Raw genomic sequence first — 14999 nt, 5'->3', positions numbered from 1 at the left:
GTGGTCGGGTAGCCACGACGAGGCGGGCGGCGAAGCATGGTCCAACTCGCCCGGCCCGTGTGGCCGCTCGGGCGGACGCGATCCGCAAGGGTCACCTGCCCGCGCTGTGGCGTACCGGTCAGTTGTTCGACCGGGGGGATCGCAGAATCGCCGACGTAGCCGATCGTGTGACCGCCGTGACCGGCACGGGCAGTGCGTAATCCCAGCTGTCGGCTCGTCGCTCGAACAGCGCGCGCGACGGTCCCACCGCGAGCGGCCCTGCGATGCGAACCAAACGGAAACCGGCGGACCGGTAGTAGTCGTGCAGGTCGGAATTGGTGGTCCAAGCATCCAGCCGGACCCATCCGCGTTGCTGTCGGCGGGCGAGCATCCCCGCGTGGGCGAGCATCCGGTGACCGACGCGCCGCCCCGCGAAACGCAGATCGACGATCATGAAATGGACGATCACCGAGTCATCGAGTTCCCATTGCGACCACAGACCCGCATCGGCGCGGTCGTTGACCGTGATGGTGCCCGCGGGCTCGCCCGAGACCTCCGCGATCCAGGTCTCGCCCGCGTCCAGCGAACGTCCGACGGCACGGGCGAAGATCTCGATGGGCAGGCCGCGCCCGGCGACCGTCCACTGATCGGAGCCGCGCGCGGTCAGCCACGCCGTGCGCTGCACACGCAGGCGGCAGATCAGGCCGAGATCGCCCCCCGTAGCCTGGCGCAGCGCGATCGTCATGGGCTAGGCCGGACCGGACCCGTGGGAGTTGGCAAGCGTCGCCCGAATTATCGCGGTGCCTTGGGCATCGCCGAGTTCGTAGGCGAGCCGATTGCCGGTGGCCAGCGAACGATGCCGGGTGGCACGGGTGACGCGCTCGTGCGTGGCTCCGATGCGCAGATGGTCGAGCAGGATGGTGCCGGTGGCGACGCCGAGCACCGAGGCCTCCTCCGCACTGGCCGGACGAGCGACCAGAGTGTCGCGGTGCGCGGTCTCGGCATGGCCGCGGTCGGCGAGGCGGCGAGTGGTTCCCTCCGGAATGTCGTGCGGGGAGTCGATTCCCGTGGCCTCGGCCAGGTCTCGGGGATAGAAGCTGACCTCCCATGACCACGGTTCGTGATCGAGATACTGGACCACGGTCCTGGCCAGTACCCAGGAATCCGGCGGTATGCCCAGCCACGACGCGACCTCGGGACTGGCCGGCTCCATTCTCGCGCTGAACTCCTTCGACGGCTCCCGGCTCGCGGCCCGCGCGATCTCCTCGAAGATGTCGTGCGGGGTCTGCGGCCGGTCGGGGCGAATGGAATCGGTGACAACGGATTCGAGAACCTCTTGGTTTCGAACGATCGTCCCGCGGGAAGTTGCTGTGTAGACCAAATTCTCGGTCACCAGCACCTGGATCGCGTTGCGGGCGGTGGTTATCGAGACCTGCATCTGATCGGCAAGCTCGGAGTGACTGGGCAGTCGATCGCCCGGCTTCCACTTGGCTGCGCGGATCTCCTCGCGGAGGAGGTCTGCGATCCGGTGATACGTCGGACCGTCCGCCATCTTGCTCCTCGGTTGGTCGTGCAGGTAACGAAGTGTACTCTTCGTGACTCCCTACGGCCGGGTAACGCTTGACAGGGGCCTTCAGAGGTTTATTGTAATGAACGTCCTGATCCGGTGTTGTGCGGCGATGACGGCGAGGCAACGTGGCAGGTTCGGATACAACGGTCGTAATGGCCCTTCCCGGCACACCGAGGTGTGTCGATCCCTCGGTGCGCTCTTCGGCGCCGGGATTGCTTCCCACGTCCGACCTATTGGTCCGGGCGTGTCGCGGGCACCGTGTGGTCGGTGGTCCGCTCCTGTGGTTCGCTCGCGATCTGGCAGTGCTACACGAGCGTCGCCTGGTCGGCCGTGGTGGTTCGGTGGATACCGCCGTGGCGGTGGTTCGCGAAATCGAGCGTCGCAGAGTCGAATTGGTGATGGCCATCGACGACTGGGTGATGCGCAGTGTGCCGCAGCATCGGCTCGGCGCCACTCTGCACACCGAAACGGTGGGCGCGGTGATCGATCGCCTGGCCGAGTCCTCGGTGCGCGCGCACCACGCGTTGATGACGCTGAACGCGCACGACGAGCTGCTGCACAACGCGTGGCATCATCTCGCCGAACTCGCCGACGCCTACGACGATCTGGTGCGCGACGTCATGGCGGGCAGGCGGCGTCTGCCCGAGTGGTGAGCGGCTGATCCGCTCGCCCTTCTTGCCCGCCGGGCCACGGCCCCGGCGGGTATCACGGGTGATAACGGCGGTGATCGGTGGCGAAGTCGTCCGCGACGGTCGCCGCCAGCTCGACGTAGGCGCGCTTGGTCTGCTTGTGCAGCCGGTGCAGATCGATTTCGGCGCCCTCGGACATGTGCGGGTCGAACGGGATGATGTGCACGGCGCGGCACCGGGACAGGAAGTACTCCCGTAGTTGCTGGATACCGACATTCGGCGATCCGGCGCGCGGAGAGTTGATCACCACCACCGCATTGCGCACCAAGTGGTCGTGACCGTGCAGCGACAACCAGTCCAACGTCGCGGCGGCGCTGCGGGCTCCGTCGATCGCGGGGGAGGAGATCAGCACCAGCGAGTGCGCCAGGTCCAATACCCCGGACATGGCCGAGTGCATGAGTCCGGTACCGCAGTCGGTGAGGATGATGTTGTAGAACCGCTGCAGAATTCGGGCGACAGCGCGGTACTCCTCCTCGCTGAACGCCTCCGACGCGGCCGGATCGCGTTCGCTGGCCAGCACTTCCAGGCGGCTCGTCGCCTGTGAGGTGTGCCTGCGCACATCCGAATAGCGCTGGATGGACGAGTCGAGGAGCAGGTCGCGCACGGTGGACCTGGTCTGTAGCGGCACCCGCTGCGACAGCGTGCCGAAATCGGGATTGGCGTCCACCGCGATCACCCGGTCGCCCCGGATGGAGGCGAAGATGGAGCCGATACCCATTGTGGTGGTGGTCTTTCCGACACCACCCTTGAGCGAGAGCACCGCGATCCGGTAATCGCCGCGGACCGGCTGCCTGATCCGCGCGACCAGTTCTTGCAGCCTGCGTTCCTCGGCGGACATGCCGGGGTTGATCGCGCCGCCGGACACGTGATGCACCGCCTTGCGCCACCCGGAACCCGGCGCCTTCTTGGCCCGCCGCAGCGGCACGTTGTCCAGCGAAGGCTGGAACGGCACGCCCGGCTGCTGGGCCTGCGGTTGCGCGTAGCCCTGCGGCGTGCCCCACTGCGGGCTTGCGTGCGGGGCGGGCTGGGCGTGGGGCTGCTGATCGGGCTGGTACTGCGGAGGCGCGGAATACGGCGCCACCGGAGCGGATTCGGGCGCGGCGACCGGTTCGGCGGCGTTGCGCCACTGATCGGCGGGGGCCTGCGGGGCGGTACCCGGCAGCTGCCCACCCGCGAACTGTGGCGGGTGACTGGCGTGTTCACCGATCGGCGCGTGTGGTGCCGGCTGCGGATCGCCCGCGTAGGCGGGGCCCGGCCGGTGCTGAGGTACCGGCTGCTGGTCGAAGTCAGGCGCCGGTGCGATCGGCGCCTGCGCAGCAGAGGAGGCGCTCGTCTCGGCAGGCAGCCGGTGTCGTCCGCCGCCCACTGGGCGCGCCGACGCGGAATCGGCTCCGGCCGTGCTCGTCCAACTCGGCGCCGCGAAACCCGGATCAGGCTGCGGGAGAACCGGAGCAGGTTGCGCGGTAACCGGACCAGGTTGCGCGGGCGGAGGGCCGACAGGGCCGACCAGGTTCACAGGACCAGGTTGCGCGGGGACCGGGCCAGGTGGTGGGGGAACCGGGCCAGGTTGCACGGGAACCGGATCCGCCGACCCGGCCGTCTCCGGTCGAGCGGTGAACGTGGTCGGCTGCGCGGCGATATCCGGTGTAACCGGAGCGCCGGTCGCGGAGGCGCTATCGGGGGCGGGCAGCACCGGACCGACCGCACCCTGTTCGGTGTGCGGAGGGGGCACGGACGCGGCCGGTTGCGCGGCACCGAGATCCGCGGGCTGCGGGTCCGACGCCGGTCCGCGGTCGGCGGGCAGCCGCGGTGCCTGCCCCGAATGCTCGACGGGCACTCGGCCGCTCTGTGCGGCGACTTCGTTCGGCACAGGCGGAAGTCCGGGTCGGCCCGGCTGACCGGTTTGCTCCGGTGCGGTGTGACCGAGCCAGGGCGGCGGACCGTCCGCGCTGCGCGGCGGCGGGCGGTGCTCGTCGTCGGTCGGCGCGACATGTGCCCGCTCGTGCGGCGCGGGCGGATCGGGTAGCGGCGGGAGACGCCGAGGCGGGTCCGTCGCGGGTGCCTCGTTCTGCTCGGGCCGCGGCGCCGCGAGCCAGGGCGGCGGACCGCCGGAATCCGCGACGGTGGGACCGGATGGGCCGGCCTGCGTTGCGGGCGCGGGAATGCCACCTGCGGACGGCCGTGCGGATGGCACATGCTGCGCCACTGCGGGATCGTCTTCGGCGGACGACGTTACCGGGCCGGGATCTGCGGGGCGCTCTGCCACGGGCGTCCGTCCGGCATCCATCGTGGATGTGGCGCCGATCGTATCGGCTGCGGGGCGCTCTCCGGATTCCGCAGCCGCCGACCTCGGGTGGTCGGCTGCGGACGATGGCACTGCGGGGTGTCCGCCGTCTACCGGCGCAGTGGGCGTGTGGCCGCTGGACGGAGTCGGCGGCTGGTTGCCGGTCGGCCACGTCTGATTCGGACCGCTCGGCGGGATCTCCCGCTGCTCGGCAACCGGCGCTGCCGCGGTGTTCCTGGTCGTGTCCGTGCCCACCGGTGGTGCGAAGGGGTGGTTGCTCGGCGACGCGGATTGGCTGCTGGGCGACGCGGATTGGCTGCTGGGCGACGCGGGTTGGCTGCTGGGCGACGCGGATTGGCTGCTGGGCGCGGACTGGTTGTTTGGCGGCGCGGCCGCAGGCCAATGGTTCGGCAGCACGGCCGACAGCGCGGCATCGAGCCGAGGGTTGCCGGTGGATGGCCATCCGCCGTTCTGCGGCGCGAGCGGAGGGCGGGTGGTGCCCGCGTCCTGGCCGGGCGCGCTCTCGCCGCGGGGCGGCTGGGCCTGCTCGTCGGTCGGCATCGGAGCGGACCTCTCACCGTCCGGCTGCCGCGGCGGGTCGGGCAGTGGCGGCGGGGGCGGGAGATCCGGCCTGCGGGCCTGCGGAGGCGCGGGCTGATCGTTCCGCACGGACGCGTCCGCGGGCCTGCTGCCCAGCGGCTGGAATCCGGGAGAGGGCTGCGAGGGGTTACGGGTGGGCAGGCCGCGCTGCGGCGAATTGTCGCGCGGGGGTGGCGCCTGCCACGTGTTCTCCTGCTCCGGCGGTATCCGGTCGTAGCCGGTGGATGGCATCTGACCCGGTACGGGCTCGACCGGCGCAGGCATCGGCGCGCGGTCCGGCTCGCTCTGCCGCGGTTGCTCGTCGGAGGGTCCGTCGTGCTTGTCGCGGCGCCAGCCCTTGCGGCGCTTCTCCGGCCGCGCGGCCTCCGGGCGTTCCGCCTCGGGTGCGCGATTCTTGAAACGTCCGCGTCTGCGGCCGAGGGATTCCTCGATGAGTTCCTCGTGCGGGAGGTTCTGCACCGGCGCTTCGTAGCCGCTCTGTGTGACGTCGCTTTCCGACAGCCACGGCGGCAGCATGGGAAGGCCGTCATTGCTACGGCTCACGGCTGCGCCTCGCTGCGGCTCGGTGTGCCGATGACTCGCTCGCTGCGTTCACTCACGACTTCCCTCGCTGCTGCTCGGCTCGGTCGTGGCCAGGGGCGCACTGCCGGTGACTCGCTCGCTACGCTTACTCACACGGCCTCGCCTCCCTGCCGCTCGCTCGGCCCAGACCGAGGGCGCCTCCGCCGGTGCCTCGCTCGCTGCGCCGGCTCACGCATCCCCCTCGATCTGCTCGACCCAAATACCTGGACAGCGGCCAGTTTACGCGACAACCCGGTCCCGTCGCGGCGCAGGACCAGACGCCCGCCACCGGTGGGAAGGCGGCTGCGAAACGGCAGGCGACACGGGTATACAGGGAGGCATTTTTGCCCGAACGGGAACGGGTCGGTAAGCTGGAGCGGCGGTGCACCTATGCGCCGCCTGTTTGTGTGCGAGCGGTCCGCTCAGGCGACCGGTCCATCCGAGCAGGACCAGGCAAACAAACCAGGTTGAGTGTAACCGGGATCGCGGAGGACATGGCGAAGAAAGACGGGGCCATCGAGGTCGAGGGTCGGGTTGTCGAGCCGCTGCCCAATGCGATGTTCCGGATCGAGCTCGAGAACGGGCACAAGGTTCTCGCGCACATCAGCGGGAAGATGCGGCAGCACTACATTCGCATCCTCCCCGAGGACCGTGTGGTCGTCGAGCTCTCGCCCTACGACCTGTCGCGTGGCCGGATCGTTTACCGCTACAAGTGATCGCGCCCGGCGCGGCCGGTTGTCCCGGCGTACGCCGGGACCGAGTCGAACGACTCACCACAGAGCTTCCCCAGTCGCCGACTGGGGAAAAACTGTGTTCACACCCGTGTGAACCACAACAGATTGGACGGACGTGAAGGTTCAGCCGAGCGTCAAGAAGATCTGCGAGAAGTGCAAGGTGATCCGCCGTCACGGCCGGGTCATGGTGATCTGCGACAACCTGCGCCACAAGCAGCGCCAGGGCTGAGCGGAGGCGAGGGAGACCTCGCTTCATCCGCCGGAGGCATGCCGACGGCGCCGCTCGACGCAACACCAGCCAAGCACCGAACCGCAGTTCGGATTGGCAAGAAGAACTCCCAGCACCAGCCGCACGCTGCGGATATCAGGGTTCGCCCTGGGGCGTGCGCGCCTACCACCGGTTCGGAGGCCGGTGCCCCACAAGACGAGGGGACGGACAGGGAGCAGACCTCCGCAACGATTAAGGAAGCTGCCAGATGGCACGTCTCATGGGCGTCGACCTCCCGCGCGAGAAGCGCATGGAGATCGCACTGACCTACATTTTCGGCATTGGCCGTACCCGCTCCAAGGAGATCCTCGAGGCCACCGGCGTCAGCCCGGACCTGCGTTCGAAGGATCTCAGCGACGACGATCTGACGAAGCTGCGTGACTACATCGAGGCTTCCGAGTTCAAGGTCGAGGGTGACCTGCGCCGCGAGGTGCAGGCCGATATTCGCCGCAAGATCGAGATCGGCTGCTACCAGGGTCTGCGCCACCGTCGTGGCCTGCCCGTCCGTGGCCAGCGCACCAAGACCAACGCGCGCACCCGCAAGGGCCCGAAGCGCACCGTCGCCGGCAAGAAGAAGTAGGGATAACCGATGCCTCCGAAGAGTCGGGCCGCGGGCCCGAAGAAGACCCAGAAGTCGCGTCGCAGGGACAAGAAGAACGTCCCGCACGGCAACGCACACATCAAGAGCACGTTCAACAACACGATCGTGTCGATCACCGACCCGAACGGCAACGTCATCTCCTGGGCGTCGTCGGGTCACGTCGGCTTCAAGGGCTCGCGCAAGTCGACCCCGTTCGCCGCGCAGCTCGCCGCCGAGAACGCCGCCCGCAAGGCGCAGGAACACGGCGTCAAGAAGGTCGACGTGTTCGTGAAGGGCCCCGGTTCGGGCCGTGAGACCGCGATCCGCTCGCTGCAGGCCGCGGGCCTCGAGGTGGGCACGATCTCCGATGTCACCCCGCAGCCGCACAACGGCTGCCGTCCGCCCAAGCGGCGTCGCGTCTAGCGGGAAAGGAACAGCGAACAATGGCTCGTTACACAGGCCCCATCACCCGCAAGTCGCGTCGTCTGCGCGTCGACCTCGTCGGAGGCGACCAGGCGTTCGAGCGTCGCCCCTACCCGCCCGGCCAGCACGGCCGCGCGCGGATCAAGGAGAGCGAGTACCTGCTCCAGCTGCAGGAGAAGCAGAAGGCCCGCTTCACCTACGGCATCATGGAGAAGCAGTTCAGCCGGTACTACAAGGAGGCCAACCGCCTCAAGGGCAAGACCGGTGACAACCTGCTGCGTCTGCTCGAGACCCGGCTGGACAACGTGGTGTACCGCGCCGGTCTGGCCCGTACCCGCCGTCAGGCTCGCCAGCTGGTCTCTCACGGCCACTTCCTGGTGAACAACAAGAAGGTCGACGTTCCCAGCTTCCAGGTCACCCAGTACGACATCATCGATGTCAAGGAGAAGTCGCTGGGCACCCTGCCGTTCCAGGTGGCGCGTGAGACCGTCGGCGACCGCCCGGTTCCGGGCTGGCTGCAGGTGATCCCGGGCCGACTGCGGATTCTGGTCCACCAGTTGCCCGAGCGCGCCCAGATCGATGTGCCGCTGCAGGAACAGCTGATCGTCGAGTACTACTCGAAGTAATACTTCGACGAGTACAGCACTGTGCTGCTGGTGCGTGGTCGCCCGACATGGGCGGCCACGCACAACCCCTGAGACGAGGCGTCAAATAGCGGGCGCCCAAAAAGGAGGATGATCCCCATGCTGATCTCACAGCGTCCGACGCTGACCGAAGAGGTCGTCGCCGAGAACCGGTCGAAGTTCACCATCGAACCGCTCGAGCCGGGCTTCGGTTACACCCTCGGCAACTCGCTGCGGCGTACCCTGCTGTCCTCGATTCCGGGGGCCGCGGTCACGAGCATCCGCATCGACGGCGTCCTGCACGAGTTCACCACCGTTCCCGGCGTGAAGGAGGATGTCACCGACATCATCCTGAACCTCAAGGGCCTGGTCGTGTCCTCGGAGGAGGACGAGCCGGTCACGATGTACGTGCGCAAGCAGGGCCCGGGCACCGTCACCGCCGGTGACATCGTCCCGCCGAGCGGTGTCGTGGTGCACAACCCGGACATGCACATCGCGACCCTGAACGACAAGGGCAAGCTGGAGATCGAGCTCGTCGTCGAGCGCGGTCGCGGCTACGTCCCCGCCGTGCAGAACAAGGCCTCCGGTGCGGAAATCGGCCGGATCCCGGTGGATTCGATCTACTCGCCTGTGCTCAAGGTGACCTACAAGGTCGAGGCCACCCGCGTCGAGCAGCGCACCGACTTCGACCGTCTCATCCTCGACGTGGAGACCAAGAACTCCATCAGCGCACGGGACGCGCTCGCTTCGGCGGGCAAGACCCTGGTCGAACTCTTCGGCCTGGCTCGTGAGCTGAACGTCGAAGCCGAGGGCATCGAGATCGGCCCCTCGCCGGCCGAGGCGGACCACATCGCCTCGTTCGGACTGCCGATCGAGGACCTGGACCTCACCGTCCGGTCCTACAACTGCCTCAAGCGCGAGGGTGTGCACACCGTGGGCGAGCTGGTCGCCCGCACCGAGTCGGATCTGCTGGACATTCGCAACTTCGGCCAGAAGTCCATCGACGAGGTCAAGGTCAAGCTGCACGCGCTGGGCCTCTCGCTCAAGGACAGCCCGGCGTCGTTCGATCCGTCCAGCGTGGTCGGCTACGACGCGAGCACCGGCACGTGGAGCGACAGCGGCACGTTCAGTGACACCGATGGCGGCGAGCAGGACTACGCCGAGACCGAACAGCTCTAGGCCGCCGGGGGAGGCGCCCCGGCCCGGCCTCGCGCCCGCGGCGTAAGCGACGCGCCCGGGAGCGCCGAGAAAAGACACAGGAGAACATCACAATGCCCAAGCCCAAGAAGGGTGCCCGCTTCGGCGGGTCGGCGTCGCACCAGAAGGCGATCTTCGCCAATCTGGCGACGGCGCTCTTCGAGCACGGCCGGATCACCACCACCGAGGCCAAAGCCAAGGCCGTGCGCCCCTACGCGGAGAAGCTGATCACCAAGGCGAAGGCCGGCACCCTTGCCGACCGTCGCGAGGTGCTGAAGGTGATCCGCAACAAGACCGTCGTGCACGAACTCTTCGCCGAGATCGGCCCGTCGTTCGAGGGGCGCGAGGGTGGCTACACCCGCATCACCAAGACGCTGCCGCGCAAGGGTGACAACGCGCCGATGGCGATCATCGAGCTGGTCCGGGAGAAGACCGTGACCAACGAGGCCGATCGCGCCCGTCGCGTCGCGGCGTCGAAGCAGGCGGAGGAGGCTCCGGCCGCCGAGGTCGTCGAGGCGCAGGCCGACGAGGCCGCCACCGAGACCGCCGAGGCCGAGGCTCCGGCTGCCGAGGAGGCCGCCGAGGAGCAGGCCGCCGAGGAGAAGAAGGACGCCTGACGCTGAGCGTCGGAGTTCACGTACGAGCCCGCCACCCGCACTGGGTCGGCGGGCTCGTTCGTTTCGACCGGAGGATCATGTGACCGTGGAGGAATCGGTGGGATCGATGTCGGACCGGCCGCGCGAGGACACGCCCGGCGAGCCCGTGACCGGCCTGTCCCGGGTCCGGCTGGACATCGCCTACGACGGCACGGATTTCGTCGGCTGGGCGCGTCAGCCGGGTCTGCGCACCGTGCAGGGCGTGCTGGAGGACTCGCTGAGCAAGGTGTTCCGCGAGCCGATCCAGCTGACGGTGGCGGGCCGCACCGACGCGGGCGTGCATGCGGAGGGACAGGTCGCGCACTTCGACACCTCCGGCGAACTGGATGCGGGCAAGCTGGTGCACCGGATGGCGCGATTCCTGCCGAAGGACGTGCGGATCAAGGACGCGCGCCTGGCCGCGCCCGAGTTCGACGCCCGGTTCTCCGCCGTCCGCCGCCACTACGCCTATCGATTGACCACCGCACCGTACGGCGCGGAACCGCTGCACGCCCGCGGCGTGGTCGCCTGCCGATCCGGCGTCGACGTCCCAGCCATGCGCGTGGCATCGCGGAAGCTGCTGGGGCTGCACGATTTCGCCGCGTTCTGCCGGCGTAGGGAGGGCGCGACGACCGTCCGCGAGTTGCAGCGCTTCGATTGGGTGCGCGACGGCGATCTGCTGGTCGCCTATGTCAGCGCGGACGCGTTCTGCTGGTCGATGGTCCGCAGCCTGGTCGGCGCGGTCCTCGCGGTCGGCGAAGGTCGCCGCACTCCGGAATGGGTCGCCGAGCTCTTGCGTGAGCGGGAGCGTTCCAGCTCGGTGACCGTCGCTCCCGCCCACGGTCTGAGCCTGATCGGCGTCGACTATCCGGCCGACGGGGAACTCGCCGCCCGCAACGCGCAGACCCGCGAGATGCGGTCGGTCCCGGTCCCGGTCCCGGACGCGGGTTGTTGCGGCGATTGAGAATGGGGGCTACCCGCACCCGCACCCGTGCGCGGGTGCGGGTAGCGACCCGGTCACTTGGATGACCCGGGGTATTGCTGCTGGGACTGTTCGGACTGCTGGGATTGTTCGCGCTGCGTCGGCGACAGTTGTTCGGTCTGCCTCGTCTGCGCTTCGATCGTCCTCGGCTCTTGGGATGCCCCGGAGATCTGGATGCGACGCGGCTTCGCGCGCTCCGCGATCGGGATCGTCACCGACAGCACGCCGTTGTTATAGGTCGCGCCGATGTTGTCGACGTCGACGTTCTCGCCGAGGGACAGCTGGCGCATGAAGGCGCCCGCGAAGCGTTCCGAGGCGATCCACTGGACGCCTTCCTCGCTCGGCACGGTGCGTTGCGCCCGCAAGGTGAGCGTGCCGTTGTCGACGCTGACATCGATCGAACCGGGATCGACGCCGGGCAGGTCCGCGTTCAAGACGTAGTGATCTCCCGCCTTGAACAGATCCATCGGCATGAATCGGGGTGCTCGAGCGGTTCCGGCGCTCTCACCGAGCAGTTGGCGGGTGACGGTGTCGATGTCATGGAATGGATCGAATCTGAGCACAGCGATCACCTCCATTTCGTAGTGGTGACGCCTGCCACGGCGGCGGGCGCCGATAGCTGTGCAATTGCCACAGTAGCCCTCTTGGAGCGGCGCGGCACAGATCCGACGGGGGTGAGAAGCCCGGGATCCGTCCGCGCGGAATAGCCGCCCGCGAGCACATGTTGGGTCCGGACATGGCATTCGACAGTCTCGGGCGGTTCGGAGTGTGGCGGGCGTACAACGGGTTCAGCCCGGAGGACGCGCGGGAATTGGAGCAGCTGGGATACGGCGCGCTGTGGTTGGGGGCCTCGCCCCCGGCGGATCTGCCAGTGGTCGAACCACTGCTGGAGGCGACCGAAACGATCACCGTGGCCACCAGCATCGTGAACATCTGGGCGGCCCCGGCGAAGGAGGTTGCCGACTCCTATCACCGGATCGAGGCGCGCTTCCCCGGCCGCTTCCTGCTCGGCGTCGGCGCGGGACATCCGGAGCACACCGGCGAATACCGCAAGCCGTACGACGCGCTGGTCGAGTATCTCGACGAACTCGACGCGGCGGGCGTGCCCGCCGAACGTCGCGCGGTGGCAGCGCTGGGCCCGCGGGTGTTGAAGCTGGCCGCCGAGCGGTCGGTGGGCCCGCTGCCCTACTTCGTGCCGACGGCGCACACCGCGAAGGCTCGCGAGATCATCGGCCCGGACGCGGTGCTGGCGACCGAGCACAAGGTGGTGCTGACCGATGACGTCCGGGCGGCGCATGCCGTCGCCGACGAGACCGTCGGGTTCTACCTGGGCCTGACCAACTATGTGTCCAACCTGCGCCGGTTCGGTTTCACCGACGCCGACCTCGCCGTCCCGCCCGGCGACCGGGTGTTCGACGCCGTCGTCGCGCACGGCACGCCCGAGCAGATCGCCGACCGGCTGTCGGGGCACCTGCGGGCCGGCGCCGACCATGTCGCGGTGCAGATCCTCGGCGACAACTACCTACCCGCGCTGCGTACTCTCGCTCCGCTGCTCACCGCGCGTTCCTGAGCATTCCGATTCGAGCCAACCCGGCCCCCGGCTTCCCGCCGGGGGCCGGCGATGTTTCGCCGCCGCGGCGATCGTCCTAAGGGACTGTTAGGAAGCGTCGAGAGCCGTTCCGAGAGCTTGTGACTGCCGACACACTGATCTGCGACGACGCGATGAGGCGTCGAAGAAGGAGATCTTGTGACTACGCCACAGCCACAGACACAGACACAGCCCGTGGGCGAGCGCCGGGTGGTCGCGAACGTTTTGCGCGGATCCATCGGCAACCTCGTCGAGTGGTACGACTGGTATGTCTACGCCGCGTTCAGCGTGTACTTCGCGAAGACGTTCTTTCCCAAGGACGACCCGACGGCGCAGCTGTTGTCCACCGCCGCCGTGTTCGCGGTCGGCTTCCTGATGCGCCCGATCGGCGGCTGGGCACTGGGCCGGTACGCCGACCGGTTCGGCAGGCGCTCGGCGCTGACCCTGTCGGTGACCGTGATGGCGGCCGGTTCGCTGATGATCGCCCTGACCCCCGGTTACCAGACCATCGGTCTCGCCGCTCCAGCCCTGCTGCTGGTGGCCCGGCTGCTGCAAGGCCTTTCGGTCGGCGGCGAGTACGCCACCAGTGCGACGTATCTGTCCGAGGTGGCTTCGGCGGGCAGGCGCGGGTTCTACTCGAGCTTCCAATACGTGACCCTGGTGGCCGGCCAGCTCGTCGCGCTGGGAGTGCAGATCGTGCTGCAGCAGTTCCTCGACGCCGACCAGATGAACGACTGGGGCTGGCGGATTCCGTTCGTGATCGGCGCCGCCGGGGCGCTGATCGTGATGTGGCTGCGGCGCGGCATGGACGAGTCCGAGCAGTTCCGCGCGGAATCCGGGCGGGCAGCGGAGCAGGGCGCGGCGGGTGGAGGACAGTCGCGTGGTTCGCTGCGCATCCTGTTGCAGTACCCGCGCGAGTGCCTGCTGGTCGTCGGGTTGACCCTGGGCGGAACCGTCGCGTTCTACACCTACACGACCTACATGCAGAAGTTCATGATCAACACCTCCGGCATCTCCAAGTCGACCGTCGCGTGGATCAATTTCGTCGCGCTGCTGGTCTTCGTGGTGCTGCAGCCGCTGGCGGGCGCGCTGTCGGACCGGGTGGGCCGCCGCAAACTGCTGATCTTCTTCGGTGTGGCGGGCAGCCTGCTGACCGTGCCGATCATGACCGTGCTCGCGCGCACCACCGATCCGGTCGCCGCGTGGGGCCTGATGATGGTGGCCCTGCTGATCATCACCGGATACACCTCGATCAACGCGATCGTGAAGGCCGAGCTGTTCCCGACGAAGATCCGCGCGCTCGGCGTCGGGCTGCCCTATGCCCTGACCGTCGCCATCTTCGGCGGCACCGCGGAGACGATCGCGCTGGCATTGAAGAAGGGCGGTCACGAGTCGCTGTACTTCTGGTACGTCGCGGGCTGCATCGCCATCTCGCTGGTCACCTACTACTTCATGCGGGAGACCTCGACCTCGTCGACGATCGACGCGCCCGAGCCCACCGCGACCGCCGACACCGGGTCCGGCGCCGCGGCGGCCGAGCCGGGACCTCCGTTGGTCACCGTGCGTGACTGACCGCCCGGCACACGCGCCGGTCCATCCTCTGTGGAAGGATCGGCGCGTGCGGCTTGCGGTGGTCGAGGACGACGACGGCGTGGGAGACGCGCTGGTCGAGGCGCTCAACGCCCGCGGTTACCGCGCCGAACGCAAGCGACGCGGCGCGGACCTGCTGATCGCGCATCGCGACTACGACGCGGTCATCCTCGATCTGGGCCTGCCCGACGGCGACGGTTTGCAGGTGCTGCGCCGACTGCGCGAGGTGAGCTCGGTGCCGGTGGTCATCCTGACCGCGCGCAGCGACGAACGGTCGATCGTGCGCGGCCTGCGTGGCGGCGCCGACGACTATCTGGTGAAGCCGCCGCGGATCGCCGAGTTGGTCGCGCGGTTGGAGACGGTGACCAGGCGGGCGGCCGCCGCGGCGCAGCAGGCGCAGACGGTGGTCGTCACCGGTGATGTGCGGGTCGACCTCGGCGCACGCGTGGTCGAGGTCGCGGGTGCACCGGTGCCGCTGACGCAGAAGGAGTTCGAACTGGTCGAGGCGCTGGTGGAACGACCGGGCGCGGCGGTGAGCAGGCAGCAGTTGATGGATCGCATCTGGGGCGACGCGTTCGTCGCGGTCTCGCGCTCGCTGGACGTGCACATGACCGGTTTGCGGGCGAAGCTGAATCGGCCCGGCCTCATCACCACCATCCGCGGATACGGGTACCGGTGGGGGGAGTGAGCGTGGTC

Annotated in this window: 15 protein-coding genes and 1 pseudogene; 12 read left to right on the top strand and 4 right to left on the bottom strand. The window is 68.7% G+C overall.

All coding sequences use genetic code 11. The features are described 5' to 3' along the window. Nucleotides 1-118: 118 nt before the first annotated feature. Together K8O92_03900 and K8O92_03895 are read right to left on the bottom strand one after the other, a co-directional pair. Nucleotides 119-724, bottom strand: a complete 606-nt coding sequence (locus K8O92_03900) for a GNAT family N-acetyltransferase (protein UAK33147.1) — start codon at nt 722-724, stop codon at nt 119-121. A gap of 3 nt (nt 725-727) precedes the next feature. Next, on the bottom strand, nt 728-1531 hold the full coding sequence (locus K8O92_03895; GenBank protein ID UAK33146.1) for a GntR family transcriptional regulator: 804 nt from the start codon (nt 1529-1531) through the stop codon (nt 728-730). A 170-nt stretch (nt 1532-1701) separates the two neighbouring features. Here K8O92_03895 and K8O92_03890 point away from each other — a divergent pair, with 170 nt between their 5' ends. Beyond that, on the top strand, nt 1702-2202 hold the full coding sequence (locus K8O92_03890; GenBank protein ID UAK33145.1) for a DUF4254 domain-containing protein: 501 nt from the start codon (nt 1702-1704) through the stop codon (nt 2200-2202). 52 nt (nt 2203-2254) lie between these two features. On the opposite strand, the pseudogene K8O92_03885 reads toward K8O92_03890, so the two are convergent. Next, a pseudogene (locus tag K8O92_03885) lies at nt 2255-3265 on the bottom strand (MinD/ParA family protein). A gap of 2912 nt (nt 3266-6177) precedes the next feature. Here K8O92_03885 and infA point away from each other — a divergent pair. The 8 genes from infA to truA all read left to right on the top strand — a co-directional run bounded on the left by infA (nt 6178) and on the right by truA (nt 11107). Beyond that, the gene (infA, locus tag K8O92_03880; GenBank protein UAK35420.1) at nt 6178-6399 is read left to right on the top strand and encodes a translation initiation factor IF-1; all 222 of its coding nucleotides are present in this window, start codon (nt 6178-6180) and stop codon (nt 6397-6399) included. A gap of 133 nt (nt 6400-6532) precedes the next feature. Further along, nucleotides 6533-6646, top strand: coding sequence for a 50S ribosomal protein L36 (gene rpmJ / locus K8O92_03875; GenBank protein ID UAK33144.1), 114 nt, complete (start codon nt 6533-6535; stop codon nt 6644-6646). A gap of 247 nt (nt 6647-6893) precedes the next feature. Continuing rightward, entirely contained in the window at nt 6894-7265 is a 372-nt protein-coding gene (gene rpsM / locus K8O92_03870; GenBank protein ID UAK33143.1) for a 30S ribosomal protein S13, read from the top strand. A 9-nt stretch (nt 7266-7274) separates the two neighbouring features. Beyond that, nucleotides 7275-7688, top strand: a complete 414-nt coding sequence (gene rpsK / locus K8O92_03865) for a 30S ribosomal protein S11 (protein UAK33142.1) — start codon at nt 7275-7277, stop codon at nt 7686-7688. A 20-nt stretch (nt 7689-7708) separates the two neighbouring features. Then, entirely contained in the window at nt 7709-8314 is a 606-nt protein-coding gene (rpsD, locus tag K8O92_03860; protein ID UAK33141.1) for a 30S ribosomal protein S4, read from the top strand. A gap of 117 nt (nt 8315-8431) precedes the next feature. Continuing rightward, nucleotides 8432-9490 carry a DNA-directed RNA polymerase subunit alpha gene (locus tag K8O92_03855; GenBank protein UAK33140.1) on the top strand — a complete coding sequence of 353 codons (1059 nt, stop codon included), beginning with the start codon at nt 8432-8434 and terminating at the stop codon, nt 9488-9490. Nucleotides 9491-9582: 92 nt separating this feature from the next. Then, nucleotides 9583-10125, top strand: a complete 543-nt coding sequence (gene rplQ / locus K8O92_03850; GenBank protein ID UAK33139.1) for a 50S ribosomal protein L17 — start codon at nt 9583-9585, stop codon at nt 10123-10125. A 106-nt stretch (nt 10126-10231) separates the two neighbouring features. Continuing rightward, a complete protein-coding gene (gene truA, locus K8O92_03845; GenBank protein ID UAK35419.1) occupies nt 10232-11107 on the top strand; it encodes a tRNA pseudouridine(38-40) synthase TruA in 876 nt (291 codons plus the stop codon). A gap of 53 nt (nt 11108-11160) precedes the next feature. Here truA and K8O92_03840 read toward each other — a convergent pair whose 3' ends face one another. After that, nucleotides 11161-11688 (bottom strand): Hsp20/alpha crystallin family protein, encoded by a 528-nt coding sequence (locus K8O92_03840; GenBank protein UAK35418.1) that lies wholly within the window; start codon nt 11686-11688, stop codon nt 11161-11163. Between the two features lie 173 nt (nt 11689-11861). Here K8O92_03840 and K8O92_03835 point away from each other — a divergent pair, with 173 nt between their 5' ends. The 3 genes from K8O92_03835 to K8O92_03825 all read left to right on the top strand — a co-directional run bounded on the left by K8O92_03835 (nt 11862) and on the right by K8O92_03825 (nt 14991). Continuing rightward, the gene (locus K8O92_03835; protein UAK33138.1) at nt 11862-12695 is read left to right on the top strand and encodes an LLM class F420-dependent oxidoreductase; all 834 of its coding nucleotides are present in this window, start codon (nt 11862-11864) and stop codon (nt 12693-12695) included. Nucleotides 12696-12908: 213 nt separating this feature from the next. Then, nucleotides 12909-14285 carry an MFS transporter gene (locus K8O92_03830; GenBank protein ID UAK35417.1) on the top strand — a complete coding sequence of 459 codons (1377 nt, stop codon included), beginning with the start codon at nt 12909-12911 and terminating at the stop codon, nt 14283-14285. 46 nt (nt 14286-14331) lie between these two features. Continuing rightward, the gene (locus K8O92_03825) at nt 14332-14991 is read left to right on the top strand and encodes a response regulator transcription factor (protein ID UAK33137.1); all 660 of its coding nucleotides are present in this window, start codon (nt 14332-14334) and stop codon (nt 14989-14991) included. Nucleotides 14992-14999: the final 8 nt, after the last annotated feature.

The organism is Nocardia asteroides (assembly GCA_019930625.1).
Lineage (GTDB): Bacteria > Actinomycetota > Actinomycetes > Mycobacteriales > Mycobacteriaceae > Nocardia > Nocardia sputi.
The sequence above is the reverse complement of the archived record's forward strand: the minus strand, read 5'-3'. Positions and strand labels throughout refer to the sequence as shown.

What these genes read in the sequence shown, in the direction of transcription:
- truA (UAK35419.1), top strand. Translation starts at nt 10,232, where the DNA reads ATGTCGGACCGGCCGCGCGAGGACACGCCCGGCGAGCCCGTGACCGGC.
- K8O92_03835 (UAK33138.1), top strand. Translation starts at nt 11,862, where the DNA reads ATGGCATTCGACAGTCTCGGGCGGTTCGGAGTGTGGCGGGCGTACAAC.
- K8O92_03900 (UAK33147.1), bottom strand. Translation starts at nt 724, where the DNA reads ATGACGATCGCGCTGCGCCAGGCTACGGGGGGCGATCTCGGCCTGATC.
- rpsD (UAK33141.1), top strand. Translation starts at nt 7,709, where the DNA reads ATGGCTCGTTACACAGGCCCCATCACCCGCAAGTCGCGTCGTCTGCGC.
- rpsM (UAK33143.1), top strand. Translation starts at nt 6,894, where the DNA reads ATGGCACGTCTCATGGGCGTCGACCTCCCGCGCGAGAAGCGCATGGAG.
- K8O92_03895 (UAK33146.1), bottom strand. Translation starts at nt 1,531, where the DNA reads ATGGCGGACGGTCCGACGTATCACCGGATCGCAGACCTCCTCCGCGAG.
- rpsK (UAK33142.1), top strand. Translation starts at nt 7,275, where the DNA reads ATGCCTCCGAAGAGTCGGGCCGCGGGCCCGAAGAAGACCCAGAAGTCG.
- K8O92_03890 (UAK33145.1), top strand. Translation starts at nt 1,702, where the DNA reads ATGGCCCTTCCCGGCACACCGAGGTGTGTCGATCCCTCGGTGCGCTCT.
- rplQ (UAK33139.1), top strand. Translation starts at nt 9,583, where the DNA reads ATGCCCAAGCCCAAGAAGGGTGCCCGCTTCGGCGGGTCGGCGTCGCAC.
- infA (UAK35420.1), top strand. Translation starts at nt 6,178, where the DNA reads ATGGCGAAGAAAGACGGGGCCATCGAGGTCGAGGGTCGGGTTGTCGAG.
- K8O92_03855 (UAK33140.1), top strand. Translation starts at nt 8,432, where the DNA reads ATGCTGATCTCACAGCGTCCGACGCTGACCGAAGAGGTCGTCGCCGAG.